Raw genomic sequence first — 16,303 nt, forward strand, 5'->3', positions numbered from 1 at the left:
CAGTTGAGCACGTGGCCTGAACCGATGGAAAAATTGGCGGCCAAACTGCTTAAGCCTTGATTTTTCAGGTGAAAACACAACCTGACAGGAAGCCGGGGGTTGGTGACGTGCTACAATGCCCGGTTTGGATTGCGAAATCTTTCTTCCCATTACTGGCGAAAGTGAGCGTGCCAATGGCAAAGGCCAAAGCAACCGAAGGGGTAGCCGTGAAGGCGCCCTCCAAAGCTCCCCAATCAGGGAGCGGCAAGGCGTCCGTGAAAACAACGGCGGCGAAGACATCGACCGCGTCAGTCAGGACGACATCAGCCCGGTCTGCGCCAGCAAAATCCGCGCGGAGCGCAACTGCGCCCGCCGGAACCACTTCCGCCAGGAATCGCACATCCGAAAATACAAAGCCCTCGACTTCGGCACGCGAGAGCGGCAAGAGCGCCAATACAAGCGGCAAGAGCGCCGCTGCACCAGTGAAAGGCAAGAGTATCACCGTGGCGAAACAGCAGAATACCGAAGTCGAGAGCAAGCGTGCGGCAACGACGGCCGGCACACGGAGTGGAGGCGCCAAGGCAGGCACCACCGCTGCCGCGACGCCCAAGGCCCGTGCCGCGACTCCCGCACCCGTTGCATCCGAGCGTCCCGCCGCTCCGGCCGTCAAGCCGGAGCCGAAAAAGCGTGGCCGCAAGCCCAAGGCCGAGATGCAGCAAGACGACAGCACCATCGAAGACGTGACTGAAGAGTTTTACGACAACGACGCGCCGGCTACCCCTGCCGCTGCGCCCAAGACCGAAAAGCAGAAAGCCAAGGACCGCAAGGCCAAGGAAAAGGCCCTGCTCAAGGAATTTGCATCGTCGAATCAGGCTGGTAGCGAGGAAGAGCTCGAGATCCGTCGCCAGAAGCTCAAGGCGCTGATCAAGCTCGGCAAATCGCGTGGCTACCTGACCTACGCGGAAATCAACGATCACCTGCCGGACGACATGGTCGATTCGGAAACGATCGACACGCTGGTCGCCACGCTGAACGACATCGGTATCGCCGTCTACGAACAGGCGCCGGATGCCGAGACGCTGCTGCTCAACGACAACGCACCGTCCGCCACGAGCGAGGAAGAGGCCGAGGAAGAAGCCGAAGCCGCCCTGTCGACCGTGGACTCCGAATTCGGCCGCACCACCGACCCGGTCCGCATGTACATGCGTGAAATGGGTACCGTGGAACTGCTGACGCGCGAAGGCGAAATCGAGATCGCCAAGCGCATCGAAGCGGGCCTGAAGGACATGGTGATGGCGATCTCGGCCTGCCCGGTCACGATCTCCGAAATCCTGGCCAGCGCCGAGCGCGTGGCGAACGAAGAGATCAAGATCGACGAGTTCGTCGATGGCCTGATCGACCCGAACGCAGAGGAAGTCCAGGACAACTCCCCGGCCCAGGCGGTAGCTGCCGATGACGAGGACGAGGATTCGGACGAAGACGGCGACGACGGCGAAGAGGAAGACGACGAAAGCGGCGGTGGCGCCGGTGCGTCGGCTCGCCAGCTCGAGGAACTGAAGGTTGCCGCGCTGGAAAAATTCCGCGTGATCGCCGAGCAGTTCGACAAGATGCGCCGTGCCTTCGAAAAGGAAGGCTACAAGTCGAAGCCGTACGTGAAGGCCCAGGAAGCTATCCAGGCCGAACTGATGAGCATTCGCTTCACCGCGCGTAATGTCGAGCGTCTGTGCGACACGCTGCGTGGCCAGGTGGACGAAGTGCGCAAGCTGGAACGCGCCATCCTGAATATCGTCGTCGACAAGTGCGGCATGCCGCGCGCCGACTTCGTGGCCCGTTTCCCGGGCAACGAGACGAACCTGGACTGGATCCAGACCATCGTGGCCGACGGCAAGTCGTACAGCACGATCGTCGAGCGTAACGTGCCGGCCGTGCACGAGCTGCAGCAGAAGCTGATCGACCTGCAGTCGCGCGTGGTGCTGCCGCTGAAGGAACTGAAGGACGTCAATCGCAAGATGTCCGAAGGCGAGAAGCGCGCCCGCGAAGCCAAGCGTGAAATGACCGAGGCCAACCTGCGTCTGGTGATCTCGATCGCGAAGAAGTACACGAACCGCGGCCTGCAGTTCCTGGATCTGATCCAGGAAGGCAACATCGGCCTGATGAAGGCGGTGGACAAGTTCGAATACCGTCGCGGCTACAAGTTCTCCACGTACGCCACGTGGTGGATTCGCCAGGCCATCACGCGCTCGATCGCCGACCAGGCTCGTACCATCCGTATTCCGGTTCACATGATCGAAACGATCAACAAGATGAACCGGATCTCGCGCCAGATCCTGCAGGAAACCGGCAATGAGCCGGATCCGGCAACGCTGGCCGAGAAGATGGAGATGCCCGAGGACAAGATCCGCAAGATCATGAAGATCGCCAAGGAACCGATCTCCATGGAAACGCCGATCGGTGACGACGACGATTCGCATCTGGGCGACTTCATCGAAGACACGAACACGCTGGCCCCGGCCGAGGCTGCGCTGCATGGCTCCATGCGCGACGTGGTCAAGGACGTGCTCGACAGCCTGACGCCGCGCGAAGCCAAGGTGCTGCGCATGCGTTTCGGCATCGAAATGAGCACCGACCACACGCTCGAGGAAGTCGGCAAGCAGTTCGACGTGACGCGCGAACGTATCCGCCAGATCGAGGCAAAGGCACTGCGCAAGCTGCGCCACCCGAGCCGCTCCGACAAGCTGAAGAGCTTCCTGGAAGGCAACTAACGCCTTTCAAGGGCCTCTAGCTCATGCCTGGTTAGAGCAGCGGACTCATAATCCGTTGGTGCCGTGTTCGACTCACGGGAGGCCCACCACTGATGTTGTAAATGCGAAGGGGTTACGGTTTATGCCGTAACCCCTTTTCTGTTTCTGCCGGGCGATCGACCGCGACTGTCGATCAAGGACTCAAGCCCACGCCCGTTCCACCCGCCCTGTCATCGCCCCCCAACGCCGCACACGCCCCTTCCACCAATCGCTCGACAATCTTCCCCGCCGGCTCGATTGCGTCGGCGAAGCCGGCGGCCGGGCCGAGCGAGACGATGCCGGCGTCGGTATCGCCGCCCAGGTACATGCGTTCCTGGGTGCGCGAGGACAGGATAAGGTCGCGAGTGCCGAGTGCGAGCGGGTGCCTTCGGCTTCGAGGCGTCGCACCTCGCGCGCGATGGGTGGCGATCTCCACACGCTCCAGCGCGAATTCGCCATTGACAGCCAATCGCAGAAAAGACAAACACGAAATCCCCCGATCCGGGCAAGAGACCGTGTGGTTGGGCGTCGCGGGGGGCTTCCGGCTTCAGGTCACGCCGGCAAAAGGAGGGCCCGGGGGCTGCGGTCGTGCCGGAGCCCCTGACTGGTCAGAAACGGGTGTGTTCAGTCTTTCAGTACTTGATGTCGCGGGCGGTCTGTCGCCCTTGCTGCTTGGTGTCCCGCTTGTCCTGTCGGCAATGCGAGTTGCTTTTCTGGTTCGCGGCGCGGCAATCCTGTTTGGTCTCGCGCGAGCCCTGGCGGGTGTCCTGGCGGACGTCGCGACCAGCGCGGCGTTGCTGCGCCTGTTCAGTGGCGCTGACCAGTCCGGGCGCCGGGATGACAACCATCGCGATGACCAGCGCGCCGAGCCTTCCATAGATGTTCGTCATTTGCCTGCCTCCCCAAAATCAAGCGACGAAGTCGTCCACCAAGACGTCTGGTAGCCAACCCGCCTGTACGTCAGTCTACCCCTCCACGCCTCATACGATCAGTTGATTCTCCAACGTAACGTCAGGGGATACGTTACCCATACGGTTGTCGCGCTCATGGCGAGCCATTGAACAACGCGTACAGGGAAATCAGAACAAGGGGGAGCCGTATGACACATCCTGCGAAGCTGACTGCAATGTCCTTTGCCTGCCTGACCATCGCGTTGGCGGGTTGTGGAGGAGGGGGCGATTCCACGCCAACGAGCGCCACTACCACGAGCACGGGAACGCAGCCGACCACGCCGACCACACAGTCTCCGACCGTCCAGCGCAATACGCTTCTGTCAGGGATCACGGATCCCGGTCCAAATATTGGCAACGATGGGGACTTCTATATCAATACCGCCACCTGGATGATCTTCGGGCCCAAGGCCAATGGCGTGTGGCCGGCGGGCGTGTCTCTGGCGGGGCCCGCAGGCGTAAATGGCACCAAGGGTACGACGGGCGCCACCGGAAATACCGGAGCAGCCGGCAACACCATTCTTTCCGGCTCGGTCGACCCGACCGACAGCGTTGGCAATAACGGGGACTATTACATCAACACCGCAACGTCCACGTTATTCGGGCCCAAGGCCAATGGCACGTGGCCACCGGGTACTTCGCTGGTGGGGCCGGCTGGCCCGAGCGGCAATCCCGGCGCGCCTGGTACCAACGGCAGCGCCGTGCTGTCTGGCAGCGGCGCTCCCGGCAACACCATTGGCAACAATGGCGACTTCTATCTCGACACCAGCACCTGGACGATCTACGGGCCGAAGGCCAATGGCGTCTGGCCGGCGGGCGTATCGCTGATCAACCAGAGTTCCAGCGGCGGCGGTACTAATACTGGTACTGGCACGGGCAGCGGTTCCGACACCGGCGGCCACATCCTGTCCGGGAGCGGCGCTCCGTCCGACAGCATCGGGGTCGACGGCGATTTCTATCTCGATACCACAACGTCCACCCTCTACGGCCCCAAGACGGGGGGCAAGTGGCCTGGCACCGGTATCACCATGACCACCGGCACCGTCTACAGCGGCAACTTCAATGTGCCCGATACATTGAGCCGTGGCGCGTATGTCATGACTGGCGACGGTGGCGCGGTGGCCTTGCCGAGCGATTTCGGCGTCACGATTCCGTACGACTGCAGAAGCGTTAGCCTGACGGCCACGACGCTTGGCAAAGCTACGGGCGCGTTGAACCTCGCTGTGTTCAAGGTCACGGGCTCCGGCGTTTCCGCGACGTACGCACCGGTCAGCGGGTTGAGTTGCAAGATCAGTAACGGTCAGCAGAACTGCAGCGTGCAGGCTCCGGCAGGTGCGGTAGCACATGGCGACAAGCTGCAGGTACAACTCGACAACAACCAGGCAACGGGCTGGGGCGGCCTCTCGGTCAACCTCGCGTGTTCGCTATAGCCTGATGATGACCGCTGCCGGATGCGGCGGTCATCATGCGTGCAGCGGGACGTCGTGTCCCGCTGCACGCTATTGGCAATCGCCGGCATCGGGCTGGGATTAGCGCACGGGGCCGGATCACAGACGGGCGGCTACCAGACGTCCGATCGCGCCAACAGCCGCAACCAATCCGTCCTCCTGCGCCATGCGTTCGCCAAGTGCCCGGGCGCGATCACAGACCTCTGGCCGTTGTGCGAATGCAATCGCCTGTGTCAGCGTGGAAGCCCGCAGCCGTTTGCCTGGGACCGGATCGCCGGCCACGCCGGCATCCCGTAGCCGCTGTGCCCAGAAGAACTGATCGCCCGCGAACGGCACAGCCACCGAAGGGATGCCGGCCCGCGCCGCCGAATGCGAGGTACCCGATCCGGCGTGATGAATCGCCATCGACGTCCGGGGGAAGAGCCAATGATGCGGGGTCTCGCCCACGATGAAGAAGTTCTTCGGCAATGACGCCCCATCAATGCCGCTCCAGCCAGGATAGAACAGCGCGCGCCGACCAGCGATGGCTGTGATCAGCGCATCGGTCATTGCCACATGATCGAACCCGGCCATGCTGCCGAAGCCGATGTAGATGGGCGCTTCTCCCGCTGCGAGGAATGCCTCGAGCGCTGGAGGTGGCGTCCAGTGGGTCGCTGCGGCGCTCCATTGCCCGCAGACGAATGCGTTCGCAGCCCAGTCCCGCGGGCGTGGCAGCAGGCTTGGCGATACGCCGTAGAGCATTGGATGATCGCTCCAGACATGCTTGCGTGCGGGCAGGCCGCAGACATCGGCTCGCGCGGCGTTGGTGGTTTTCTTGAATGCCTGCCAGAGCAGTTCGTTCACCAGACGGTGGCTGGCGCGATTGAGCCATCGCGGCACCTTGCCAGGCGGCAGGAAAGGCGAAGCGAAGTCGGCGGTCGGCGTGATGGGGATCAGTCCGGTACCGATGGCCGGGATGCCGCGATACTCGGCCACGGAAAGGCCGACAAAGGCGGCCAGCCCCGAGATGATCAACGCATCGCAACCCTCCGATGCGTCGGCGACCTCGCGCATCCAGGCCGGTGTGCTGGCATTGGCGATGGCCGCCAGCGCACGGCTCGTGTCCTGGAACCCGCCCTTGCGATAGACCGCGTTCGACAGCGCTTGCCCCGGCGCCAGCGCCTTGCGGATATCGCCTGAGAGTGCCGAGGCCGGGACGCCGAGCGCCTCGGCCGAATGCAGCGTCGAGGCGTCGGCCTGCAGATGCACCTCATGACCCGCGTCGATCAACGCACGGGCAAGCGCCGCGAGCGGGCGCGTGTCGCCTTCGGTTCCATAGGTCACCACAGCCAGCTTCATCGTTCACCTCTGCGTCGTACGGGCATGTGAGTGGCGATTATGGCATTCATGGTCGCGAGGATCTTGTCTGCACGAGCGGACATGCAGTCGTTCGTCACGCTGCACGAAATGCGCCGTAACACGGCTTACAGACCGGGCGTCGTCTGCCTGCGCAGTTGCCGCATTAATGCAGGCAAGGGCGACGTCCCCATCAGAAACGACGGCCCGAGCACCCTGACAACGTATGTGGAGGAATCAATCATGAAGCGCAATTCCGTTCTTCTTGCTGGCCTGATCGCAGCCACCCTCTCGGGTATCGCCAGCGCGCAAACCGGCGCGGTGACCTACGACACCCAGCGCGACGTCAACCAGCAGCAGCGTATCGAGAATGGCCTGAAGTCGGGCACGCTGACCACGCGAGAGGCGTCAAGCCTGGAGCAGCAGGAGTCGAAGGTCGATCGCATGGAAGCCAATTCGCTGCAGAACGGCAAGCTTTCGCCGCAGGAGCAGGCCCGCATCCAGAACGCGCAGAACCGAGTGAGCCAGGATATATCGCGTGATACCCACAACGGCAAGGTCGGCAACCCGGACAGCGTGTCGTCGCAGCGGATGCAGGCCGATGTCCAGCGCAATATCAACCAGGAGACGCGCGTCCGCAATGGTGTGGAAAATGGCTCGCTGACCAACCGGGAGACGGCGCAACTCGAGCGTGGCCAGGCGCATGTCGATCACGCAGAAGCGCGCGCGGGCCGTAACGGCCATGTCGGGGCGGGGGAACAACGCTCGATCAATCGTGCCGAGAACCATGCCAGCGGCCAGATCTACCACGACAAGCACAACGGCCATCGTCGCGGCTGAACGCCGGAGGGCGGATGTGCAAGCGCGGGCGGCGCGACGCTAACTCGCGACCGCCACGCGCACCTGCTTCAGCGCGCGGAACGGTTCTAGCTGGTCGGCGGTGGCATCGCCATCTGTCACCAGCGTCCATCCGCGTTCCAGCGGGGTCCAATGCTGCTGGCGGGCGCGGCCCAGCTTGGTCGAGTCGGCCAGCACGAAGATATCGGCGGCTTGCCGGATGATGCATTCCTTCAGATAAGCCTGTTCGGCGCTGGCCTCGCACAGGCCCACGCCAGCCACGACACCGTCGGCGCCCAGGAATGCCTTGTCGACGCTGATGCGCGACAGCGCCAACTGTGCCAGCGGGCCGAACGTGCCCATGCTCGATGGCCGCACATCGCCGCCGATCAGCGTGACGCGGACTTCGGGCAGGCCGGCCAGAGCAGTGACCACAAGCAGGTTCGTCGTGTAGACATGCAGGTCCGAACGCGCGGCGAGCATCCGGGCCAACGCGGCCGCCGTGGTGCCGCTATCGAGCAGCACGGCGTCACCGTCGTCGACAAAGGTCGCCGCCATGCGCGCGATCGACTCCTTCTGGTCGCGTTGCAGTGCCTTGCGTTCCTCGAGCGAAGCCTCGGGTTCGTGCCCGCCGATCTGCATCAGCGGCGCGGCACCGCCGTAAGTGCGCACGATGCGCCCTTCGCGTGCCAGCGCGGTGAGGTCGCGGCGCACCGTTGCTTCGGATACGCCGAGGTTGCTGGTCAACCGTTCAACGTTGGCATCCTCGCCGGACAGTACGAGTTCGAGGATAGCGCGGCGGCGGTCGGCGGCTTTCATGGATGGGAAAAGAGAAAAGGGGATCGCAAACGATCCCCGATCTTACCGCAGCGGTGGCTGGCTCAAGCCGTGTGGCCGTGTCGCCGTGTGGCTGGGCCGCCGGTCCGCTCACGCGCGGCGGGTAGCCAGTTCCGCGCCCTGGCGCAACGCTTCCAGCAGGCTGCGTTCGTCGGCGATGCCCTTGCCGGCGATGTCGAACGCCGTGCCGTGGTCCACCGACGTGCGGATGACTGGCAGGCCCACGGTGATGTTCACGCCGGCTTCCAGGCCAAGCACCTTGACCGGGCCATGGCCCTGATCGTGATACATGGCCACCACGAGATCGAAATCGCCACGGCCAGCGCGGTAGAACAGTGTATCGGCCGGCAGCGGGCCTTCCACGTCCCAGCCGCGCGCGCGCAGTGCTTCCACGGCCGGAATGATCTTCTGCTCTTCCTCGCCGTGACCGAACAGGCCGTTCTCGCCAGCGTGCGGGTTGATGCCGCAGACGCCGATGCGCGGGGCAGCGATGCCCGCGCGCTGCAGCGTCACCTGGCCCCGCTCGATCGTGCGCTGTACCAGACCGGGCTCGATCTTGCGGATGGCATCCAGCAGGCCGATGTGCGTGGTGACGTGAATCACGCGCAGCTTCGGCGCGACGAGCATCATCGAGACTTCGGGCGTGCCGGTCAGGTGCGCCAGCATCTCGGTGTGGCCCGGAAACTTGTGGCCGCCCGCGTGCAGGGCTTCCTTGTTCAGCGGCGCGGTGCAGATCGCATCGATCTTTTCTTCCTGCGCCAGTCTGACCGCGCGCTCGATGTAGCGGAACGCGGCGTCGCCGGCCACGGCGGACAGTTTGCCGAACGGCAGGTCTTCGGGGATCAGGCCCAGGTCGATGCAGTCGATCGTGCCCGGCTCGAAGCGTGCTTCCTCGGGCGACTGGATCGCGCGGATCCTGAGGGCCGAGTTGACGAGTTTGCCTGCCTGTTCGAGCCGGCGCGCATCGCCGATGACCAGCGGGCGGCATTGGGCGTAGACGGTTTCGTGGGCCAGGCTCTTGACGATGACTTCGGGCCCGATGCCCGTGGCATCACCCATCGTGATGCCGATGACAGGAATGTAGTCGCTCATGTTTGTCTTTATCCCGTTTCGTGGGGCGGTTCAGTTCTGGCGCATGGCTTGCCACGCCAGCCACAACGCGGCTTCGGTGCCGAATGCACCGGCCTTGGTGGCCACGCGGCGCGCCGGCGCGCCAGGGAGGGATTCAATGGTGTCGGACAGCGGCACGCCGGGTTCGACCTCGTGCCGTAATGCCAGCGCGGCAATACCGGCCGCGCCGAGCATGGCGCGCGCGGTTTCGCCGCCGGTGGCGATCAATCCGCCAACATGTTCGAAGGAGGGCAGAACCAGTTGCGCGAGCGCGGTCGACAGCCGCGGCCCTTCGGCCGGGTCGAAGGCATCGTCGCGGCCGATGCTGAGCAGCAGATCGCGGCCGGCGCTCAGGCATGTCGTGATCGATTGCCGCGTGGTGGTCCATGCGGGATGGCCCGGGCCATCGCGTAGCGTCTGCGGCGCCACGATCAGGGCTTCCATTCGCGCCCGCTCGCACAGGTAGGCGGCTTGCTTGCCGGAGATGCCCGACATGCTGCCGACCATCGTCAGCATCGGACCCCGGTGATACGTGAGCGGAGATGTCGTCTCCGCACGCGAGACCTGCGCTACGGCGGACAGCGCGCGCGCCAGTCCGCCGGAGCCGACCCAGTACGCCGGCGTGTCGAGCTGACTCGAGGCGTCGGCCAGCGTCACCAGATCCTGTTCGGTTTCGGCGTCGCAGACAACTGCTGCGATGCCGTCCGCCTGTCGCGCACGCAACTCGGCGAGCACGGCCGGGGCGCCGGCACGAACGACGTCGAGCGGCAGTAGTGCCGTGGCCAGTCCGCGCGCGGCGAGCAGCGCCACCATGTCAGCGTGACCGTTCAGGCCTTCCAGGCGCCAGATGTCGGTGTCCTCCAGTGGCTGGCCGTTGACGAACATGCGGCCGCCGCGCGTGGTGCGCCCCGTCGCGGGGAACGCCGGCGCGATGATCGCCAGCCCTGCCAGCGGCTGCAATGCCACCGTTTCGGCGGCCCAGTTGCCGCGCAGGGTCGAGTCGATTTTCTTGTACAGACGCCGGTGCCGGCCGTCGCCGCGATGCCAGGCGTCGATGTTGCTGGTGGTGGCATATTCGGGCGTCATGCGGCGGCTATCGACATCAGCCGCCACGATTTCTGCATCGGCGATGCCGACGGAATCGGCCACGTCGAGTGTGACCACCGCGCGCGCGCCGTGCGCGGCAAAGCCGATCGCGCAGTCAGCGGCGCCGGACAGGTCGTCGGCGATGATCAGCCAGGTCATGCGGTGGTCCTGGCCACGGCCGCACTGGTGCGATTGGCTACCCGGCGTGCCACGAATGCGGTGACCAGCGGCGTCAGCACGGCGGTCACGACCACGCAGGCGGCCACCAAAATCGTGGCGCTCTTGGCCGCTTCGGTATAGGCGGGGTTGGCTGCCGCCACCAGCGTGGGTACCGCTGCGGCATTGCCCGCGGTGCTTGCCGCCGCAACACCCGCCACACCCGTGCCGCCGCTCAGGCGGTCCGCGATATACAGCGCGAAGCCGGTGACCACCACCACTGCCACACCCAGGCCGAGGCCAAGCATGCCGGCCTGCCAGACCTTGTGCAGATCGAGGCCCGCGCCCAGCGCCAGCGCGAAGAACGGAATCATCACGGGAACGGCCTTGCTGAGGAAGTCGCGCATCTCGCGATCGAGGTTACCGAGCAGCATGCCCAGCATCAGCGGCAGGATACTGCCAACCAGTGTCGGCCAGGGGAATGCCGAAAGACCAGCCACGCCCAGCGTCACCATGGTCAGGAACGGCCCCGATTCCAGCGACATGATCGAGTAGGCGCCGACGTCCTCGGGCCGGCCGTACTGACCCATCAGCGCCATGTACAGGCCGCCGTTGGTGTCGTTCATCGCGGCCACCACGGCCAGCGTGGAGAGGCCGGCGAACATGCCCGCGCTGATCGGCGACTCGCCGAGGAAGTGACCGAAGATGACGCCCAGCAGCATTGCCGTGCCCACCTTGGTGGCGAACAGCACGCCGCCTTTCTTGACGATGTATGGGGTGGCCTTGATGTTGATGCTGGCGCCCATGCAGACATAGAACACCGCCAGGATCGGCAGGGCGCCGGTGAACAGCGCGTTGGTGAACGACCCGAAGAACTTCGGGCCGTCGGGCGCGAAGGTGGCAACCAGTGAACCGATCAGCAACGGCACGATCATCATGCCGCCCGGCACGCGCTCGATGGCGCGCTTGATATGAATCTGCATGTTCGTCTCCAGCCGCGCCTGGGGTGCGCGGCAGCCTGTGTGTTTTGATCAAAGAATTGATTGAATCGATCAATTAAGGGGCGAAGTGTAGGCGAAATGCGAATTTCTGACCAGTTCAATCATTGATATGATCGAAATGATCATTGGGTTGCTTGAGCGACGCGGTCATGTGCTGTCACGTGCGGCACGCTGCATGTGCGTCCGGGCTGCGCTATCGTATGCGTCCCGGCGCGGAAATCGCCGCGTCACCCAGCCACCGGAGCCAAGGAAATGAGACTGATCGGGATGCTCGACTCTCCCTACGTACGCCGCGCCGCCATCGCGCTGCGCCTGCTCGACCTGCCGTTCACGCATGAATCGGTGTCGGTATTCCGTACTTTCGATCAGTTCCGCGCGATCAACCCGGTGGTCAAGGCGCCGTCGCTGGTTTGCGATAACGGCGTTGTGCTGATGGATTCGACGCTGATCATCGACTACGCGGAAACGCTGGCAGGCCGCAGCTTGATGCCTGCGGGTCTGGTGGATCGCCAGCGCGCGCTGCGCACGATTGGCCTGGCGTTGGCGGCCTGCGAAAAGGTGGTCCAGAACGTCTACGAGCACAACCTTCGGCCCGAAGCCAAGCAGCATGAGCCCTGGCTGGAACGGATCGACGGCCAGCGCGCGGCCGCGTTTGAGCTGCTGGAGCAGGAGATCGCCAAGATGCCGGTGCCGGCCGACGCCCGTGCGCTTGATCAGGCAGGACTGACCGCTGCCGTGGTCTGGACGTTCACGCAGGCCATGTTGCCGGGCGCGGTCGACCCGGCGCGGCATCCGGCGCTGGCGGCGTTCACATCGGCGGTCGAACGGTTCGCTCCGTTCCAGGATCTGCCGCACGCATGACTTTTCGCGGAAGTTAGGTGCGTTACCCCACGCTTTTCCCCACATTCGGGTGATGCCGAGCCGCAGGTCTTCCACCAAGATAGCCCTTGGGGCGACTGGATCCTTGCCCCGCTACCACTTCAGCCCCGCGACCTCCCCGGCCAGCGGGGCTTTTTCCTTTCGGGCCCGTTTGCGTGTTGGCCGTGCGTCGTCAGCGTGCTTTCAGGATGGACTCGATCTGCGCCGCCGTGCGTCGTAGCGGCGGCAAGTAGTGTTTCTCGAGATATGCCTGATCGCGGCTGCCCAGCACCATGCTCAGGCCCAGGCCGGCCACGGTCTTGCCGGTCTGGTCATGCAGCGGCACCGAGATGCCGGCGAAGCCATCCGCCAATTCACTGATCAGCGTGCAAAAGCCGTCGGCGCGCACCGCTTCGAGCTTGCGCGCCAGCGCGGGGCCCGAACTGATCGTGAATGGCGTCAGTTGCCTGAGTTCAGCTTGCGCGAGATAGGCGTCGAGCGCTTCAGCGTCGAGCCCCGCCAGCAGCACGCGGCCGAGCGAGTGTGCATATGCCGGCATCCGGCGGCCGATGGCCATGTCCACGCGCAGTAGCTGGCTGGGTTCCTCGCGCGCGACCAGCACCACGGATTCCTGGTCGAGCATCCCGACCGAGCAGCTTTCGCCGACTTCGGCGCAGAGTGTCTGCAAGTAGGGGCGGGCCAGTTGCGGCAGGTTCATCGACGCAAAGTACGCGTAGCCCAGATCCATCACTTTTGGAGTCAGGGCGAACTGCCGGCCTTCCTGCGCCAGGTAGCCGTTGTGCGCCAGCGTCAGCAGCAGCCGGCGCGCGGCTGCGCGGGTGACGTCGAGTTCTTCCGCCACCTCCTGCATCGTCAGACGCTCCACGCCGCTGGCGTACAGCCGCAGCAGGGCAAGCCCCTTGGTCAGCGAGTCGAGCAGTTCTTCCTTCTTCGGGATCTCCGGAGCGTGGTCGTCAGGCATTGGCGTGGAAGTCAATCAAAGGTATCCGAGGGTCAGACCGGGCTTGCGTCCGGGCTGCCGATCCGTATGATATGCGTTTTCCGAACAAATGTTCGCAAAACGTGGTTCGGCGAAAACCACGATGGCAGGACAGTCCGGAAACGCCAGAAAAACCAGAAGAACCAGGAGACAGCAATGAAGGTGATCACCACCGCGCAGGCGGCCGCGCTCGTGCAGAGCGGCTGGACCGTGGCTAGCGCCGGGTTTGTCGGCGCGGGACACGCCGAAGGGGTGACCGAGGCGCTTGAGCAGCGCTTCTTGCGCGAGGCCCTGCCACGAGACCTGACGCTGGTGTATTCGGCCGGGCAGGGCGACCGGGGCGCCCGTGGTGTGAACCATTTCGGTAACGTCGGCATGACCCGCGCGGTCGTCGGCGGTCACTGGCGCTCCGCCACGCGGCTGGCCACGCTGGCGATGACCGAGCAGTGCGAAGGCTTCAACCTGCCACAGGGCGTGCTCACGCATCTCTATCGGGCCATCGCTGGCGGCAAGCCCGGCGTGCTGACCAAGATCGGTCTGCATACGTTCGTCGATCCTCGTGTCGAGAAGGACGCGCGTTACCACGGTGGCGCGGTCAACCAGCGTGCCCGCGATGCCATTGCCGCCGGTACAGCGAACTGGGTAGAGGCGGTCGACTTCCGTGGCGACGAATATCTGTTCTATCCGAGCTTCCGCATTGATTGTGCGCTGATCCGCTGCACGGCGTCCGACACGCGCGGCAATCTCAGCACGCATCGCGAGGCCTTCCACCACGAACTGCTGGCGATGGCGCAAGCCGCGCACAACTCGGGCGGCATCGTGATCGCCCAGGTGGAGTCGGTGGTCGACTACCACGAGACCCTGCAGGCCATCCACGTGCCGGGCATTCTGGTGGACTACGTGGTGGTCAGTGAACAGCCCGGGCATCACCTGATGACGTTTGCCGAGGCCTACAACGAAGCCTATGTCAGGCCGTGGCGCGGTGAAGCCGCCGAGGCCGCGGAGCGGGCGAAGGAAGCCGAGGTGCTGCCCGATGCGTCGGCGCAACTCGATGCGCGCACGATCGCGCAGCGGCGCGCCGTCATGGAGCTAGCGGCACGCAAACCGCGCGTGGTGAACCTGGGTGTCGGGATGCCGGCCGCGGTTGGCGCGCTGGCGCATCAGGCCGGCCTGGGCGGTTTCACGCTGACCGTGGAAGCCGGTCCGATCGGCGGCACGCCGGCGGATGGACTGAGCTTCGGCGCGTCAGCCTATCCTGAGGCGGTGGTCGACCAGCCCGCGCAGTTCGACTTCTACGAAGGCGGCGGCATCGACCTGGCGATCCTCGGTCTGGCTGAACTCGACGGGCACGGCAACGTCAACGTGAGCAAGTTCGGGGAAGGCGAGGGCGCGTTGATCGCCGGCGTTGGCGGTTTTATCAACATCACCCAGAGCGCACGTGCCGTGGTGTTCATGGGCACGCTGACAGCCGGTGGCCTCGAGATACGGGTCGAGCAGGACCAGTTGCGGATCGCGCGCGAGGGTCGTGTGAAGAAGATCGTGCCCGAGGTATCGCACCTGAGCTTCAACGGCCCGTACGTGGCGTCGCTCGGCGTGCCGGTGCTCTACATCACCGAGCGTGCCGTATTCGAAATGCGCGCTGACGCGCAGGGCGATGCTCGCCTGACGCTGGTCGAGATCGCCCCCGGCGTGGACCTGCAACGCGACGTGCTCGATCAATGCGCCACGCCGGTCGCCGTGGCCGAAGACCTGCGCCTGATGGACGCGCGGCTGTTCCGGCCCGGCGTCATGAAGCTCTGAAGCGGATTTTCAAGAACGAAAAAGCAGGCCGGCGTGTCCTGTTCGCCGGCAGCAATTGGAGGAAGCAACGTGCAATACCGTAGTCACCGTCATCAACGTACCCATCGCCGTCTGGCGCTGTCCACGCTCGCCGTGGCGGCCCTGCTGCCGTTCGTCCCTGCCGCGGCGCAGGCCCAGGCGAACTACCCGGACAAGCCGATCCGGCTGGTCGTGCCGTTCCCGGCCGGTGGTCCCACCGATACCGCTGCGCGCATCATCGGCCAGAAGATGAGCGAGACGCTCAAGCAGCCGATCGTCATCGACAATCGTCCGGGGGCATCGGGCACCATCGGCACCGAGACCGTGGCCAAGGCCACGCCCGACGGCTACACGATCGTGATGCTTGCCACGCCGACGCTGCTGGCGCCGTATCTGCTGCCGCGCAAGGGCTACGACATCTTCAAGGACTTCGCGCCGATCGGTAACGCATATGAGCTGCCGATCGTGATGGTGGTCAATCCGCACGCGCTGCCCGATGTGACCAACCTGCAGCAGTACATCGCCAAGGCGAAGGCCAACCCTGGCCAGATGAACTACACCAGCGCGGGCAATGGCAGCTTCGGCCATCTGTCGACGGAACTCCTGAAGAACCTCGGCCACTTCGACGTGCAGCACGTGCCTTACAAGGGTAGTGCGCCGGCCATGTCCGACGTGCTGGCCGGACAGGTGCCGATGATGTTCTCCGACATGATTGCCGCGCTGCCGCACATCAAGGCGGGCAAGCTGCGCGCAATCGCGGTGGGGTCAAGCAAGCGCGTGAGCTTCGCGCCCGAGGTGAAGACCGTAGCCGAGCAGGGCTTCCCGGGATTCGACGCCGCGTCGTGGGGTGGCCTGCTGGCGCCGGCCGGCACGTCCAAGGAGATCGTGGCCAAGCTGTCGGCCGCGCTCAAGGGGGCGCTGGCCGATCCGACTGTCGAGCAGAAGATGCTGGGCGCCGGCACCGTGGCCTCGTACCTGCCTTCTGACCAGTTCGCCACGCGTATGCGCAATGACTACGCGAAGTGGGGCAAGGTCATTCAGGACAACGGTATCAAGAGCGATTGATCTCGGCGATTGATACCGGCGATTGATACCGCCGTCCGGCGTT

At 64.7% G+C, this 16,303-nt stretch carries 15 protein-coding genes and 1 tRNA gene; 7 read left to right on the forward strand and 9 right to left on the reverse strand.

The window, feature by feature from the left end:
- Nucleotides 1–64: 64 nt before the first annotated feature.
- On the reverse strand, nt 65–472 hold the full coding sequence (locus B2246_RS26170) for a hypothetical protein (RefSeq protein ID WP_223277285.1): 408 nt from the start codon (nt 470–472) through the stop codon (nt 65–67).
- Between B2246_RS26170 and rpoD the strand changes: the two genes are divergently transcribed.
- Both rpoD and B2246_RS26180 read left to right on the forward strand, forming a co-directional pair.
- Nucleotides 462–2,741 carry an RNA polymerase sigma factor RpoD gene (rpoD, locus tag B2246_RS26175; RefSeq protein WP_035884812.1) on the forward strand — a complete coding sequence of 760 codons (2,280 nt, stop codon included), beginning with the start codon at nt 462–464 and terminating at the stop codon, nt 2,739–2,741. The two genes, B2246_RS26170 and rpoD, sit on opposite strands and share 11 nt — an antisense overlap.
- Nucleotides 2,742–2,751: 10 nt before the next feature.
- Nucleotides 2,752–2,830 (forward strand) — tRNA-Ile (locus B2246_RS26180).
- 83 nt (nt 2,831–2,913) lie between these two features.
- On the opposite strand, the gene B2246_RS26185 is transcribed toward B2246_RS26180, so the two are convergent.
- Nucleotides 2,914–3,243 carry a hypothetical protein gene (locus B2246_RS26185; RefSeq protein ID WP_317915245.1) on the reverse strand — a complete coding sequence of 110 codons (330 nt, stop codon included), beginning with the start codon at nt 3,241–3,243 and terminating at the stop codon, nt 2,914–2,916.
- Nucleotides 3,244–3,391: 148 nt separating this feature from the next.
- Nucleotides 3,392–3,649, reverse strand: a complete 258-nt coding sequence (locus B2246_RS26190) for a hypothetical protein (RefSeq protein ID WP_008649880.1) — start codon at nt 3,647–3,649, stop codon at nt 3,392–3,394.
- A 209-nt stretch (nt 3,650–3,858) separates the two neighbouring features.
- Here B2246_RS26190 and B2246_RS26195 point away from each other — a divergent pair, with 209 nt between their 5' ends.
- Nucleotides 3,859–5,139: a hypothetical protein gene (locus B2246_RS26195; protein WP_286881521.1), complete on the forward strand. Its 1,281-nt coding sequence runs from the start codon at nt 3,859–3,861 to the stop codon at nt 5,137–5,139.
- 117 nt (nt 5,140–5,256) lie between these two features.
- Here the strand turns inward: B2246_RS26195 and B2246_RS26200 are convergent, their stop codons facing one another.
- Entirely contained in the window at nt 5,257–6,495 is a 1,239-nt protein-coding gene (locus tag B2246_RS26200) for a glycosyltransferase (protein ID WP_286881519.1), read from the reverse strand.
- Between the two features lie 240 nt (nt 6,496–6,735).
- Between B2246_RS26200 and B2246_RS26205 the strand changes: the two genes are divergently transcribed.
- Nucleotides 6,736–7,332, forward strand: coding sequence for a hypothetical protein (locus tag B2246_RS26205; RefSeq protein ID WP_035884849.1), 597 nt, complete (start codon nt 6,736–6,738; stop codon nt 7,330–7,332).
- A gap of 39 nt (nt 7,333–7,371) precedes the next feature.
- Here the strand turns inward: B2246_RS26205 and B2246_RS26210 are convergent, their stop codons facing one another.
- The 4 genes from B2246_RS26210 to B2246_RS26225 form a co-directional block, all read right to left on the reverse strand.
- Nucleotides 7,372–8,148, reverse strand: a complete 777-nt coding sequence (locus tag B2246_RS26210) for a DeoR/GlpR family DNA-binding transcription regulator (RefSeq protein WP_008649888.1) — start codon at nt 8,146–8,148, stop codon at nt 7,372–7,374.
- A 108-nt stretch (nt 8,149–8,256) separates the two neighbouring features.
- Nucleotides 8,257–9,258 carry a 4-hydroxythreonine-4-phosphate dehydrogenase PdxA gene (gene pdxA, locus B2246_RS26215; protein WP_008649889.1) on the reverse strand — a complete coding sequence of 334 codons (1,002 nt, stop codon included), beginning with the start codon at nt 9,256–9,258 and terminating at the stop codon, nt 8,257–8,259.
- A 30-nt stretch (nt 9,259–9,288) separates the two neighbouring features.
- Entirely contained in the window at nt 9,289–10,521 is a 1,233-nt protein-coding gene (locus B2246_RS26220) for a four-carbon acid sugar kinase family protein (protein ID WP_286881516.1), read from the reverse strand.
- Nucleotides 10,518–11,501: a 2-keto-3-deoxygluconate permease gene (locus tag B2246_RS26225; RefSeq protein ID WP_286881514.1), complete on the reverse strand. Its 984-nt coding sequence runs from the start codon at nt 11,499–11,501 to the stop codon at nt 10,518–10,520. Before B2246_RS26225 ends, B2246_RS26220 begins: the two co-directional genes overlap by 4 nt.
- A 270-nt stretch (nt 11,502–11,771) precedes the next feature.
- On the opposite strand from B2246_RS26225, the gene B2246_RS26230 reads away from it, so the two are divergent.
- Nucleotides 11,772–12,380 (forward strand): glutathione S-transferase, encoded by a 609-nt coding sequence (locus B2246_RS26230; protein WP_286881513.1) that lies wholly within the window; start codon nt 11,772–11,774, stop codon nt 12,378–12,380.
- A gap of 190 nt (nt 12,381–12,570) precedes the next feature.
- On the opposite strand, the gene B2246_RS26235 is transcribed toward B2246_RS26230, so the two are convergent.
- Nucleotides 12,571–13,359 (reverse strand): IclR family transcriptional regulator domain-containing protein, encoded by a 789-nt coding sequence (locus B2246_RS26235; protein ID WP_008649898.1) that lies wholly within the window; start codon nt 13,357–13,359, stop codon nt 12,571–12,573.
- Nucleotides 13,360–13,533: 174 nt separating this feature from the next.
- Between B2246_RS26235 and B2246_RS26240 the strand changes: the two genes are divergently transcribed.
- Nucleotides 13,534–15,177 carry an acyl CoA:acetate/3-ketoacid CoA transferase gene (locus B2246_RS26240; protein ID WP_286881512.1) on the forward strand — a complete coding sequence of 548 codons (1,644 nt, stop codon included), beginning with the start codon at nt 13,534–13,536 and terminating at the stop codon, nt 15,175–15,177.
- Nucleotides 15,178–15,246: 69 nt separating this feature from the next.
- A complete protein-coding gene (locus B2246_RS26245) occupies nt 15,247–16,260 on the forward strand; it encodes a Bug family tripartite tricarboxylate transporter substrate binding protein (protein WP_286881510.1) in 1,014 nt (337 codons plus the stop codon).
- Nucleotides 16,261–16,303: the final 43 nt, after the last annotated feature.

The organism is Cupriavidus sp. UBA2010 (genome assembly GCF_002335265.1).
GTDB lineage: Bacteria > Pseudomonadota > Gammaproteobacteria > Burkholderiales > Burkholderiaceae > Cupriavidus > Cupriavidus metallidurans.

Excerpts from the sequence above, each read along its gene's own strand:
- B2246_RS26225 (WP_286881514.1), bottom strand. The coding sequence starts at position 11,501 with ATGCAGATTCATATCAAGCGCGCCATCGAGCGCGTGCCGGGCGGCATG.
- B2246_RS26200 (WP_286881519.1), bottom strand. The coding sequence starts at position 6,495 with ATGAAGCTGGCTGTGGTGACCTATGGAACCGAAGGCGACACGCGCCCG.
- B2246_RS26240 (WP_286881512.1), top strand. The coding sequence starts at position 13,534 with ATGAAGGTGATCACCACCGCGCAGGCGGCCGCGCTCGTGCAGAGCGGC.
- B2246_RS26230 (WP_286881513.1), top strand. The coding sequence starts at position 11,772 with ATGAGACTGATCGGGATGCTCGACTCTCCCTACGTACGCCGCGCCGCC.
- B2246_RS26195 (WP_286881521.1), top strand. The coding sequence starts at position 3,859 with ATGACACATCCTGCGAAGCTGACTGCAATGTCCTTTGCCTGCCTGACC.
- B2246_RS26220 (WP_286881516.1), bottom strand. The coding sequence starts at position 10,521 with ATGACCTGGCTGATCATCGCCGACGACCTGTCCGGCGCCGCTGACTGC.
- B2246_RS26210 (WP_008649888.1), bottom strand. The coding sequence starts at position 8,148 with ATGAAAGCCGCCGACCGCCGCCGCGCTATCCTCGAACTCGTACTGTCC.
- B2246_RS26190 (WP_008649880.1), bottom strand. The coding sequence starts at position 3,649 with ATGACGAACATCTATGGAAGGCTCGGCGCGCTGGTCATCGCGATGGTT.
- B2246_RS26235 (WP_008649898.1), bottom strand. The coding sequence starts at position 13,359 with ATGCCTGACGACCACGCTCCGGAGATCCCGAAGAAGGAAGAACTGCTC.
- B2246_RS26205 (WP_035884849.1), top strand. The coding sequence starts at position 6,736 with ATGAAGCGCAATTCCGTTCTTCTTGCTGGCCTGATCGCAGCCACCCTC.
- pdxA (WP_008649889.1), bottom strand. The coding sequence starts at position 9,258 with ATGAGCGACTACATTCCTGTCATCGGCATCACGATGGGTGATGCCACG.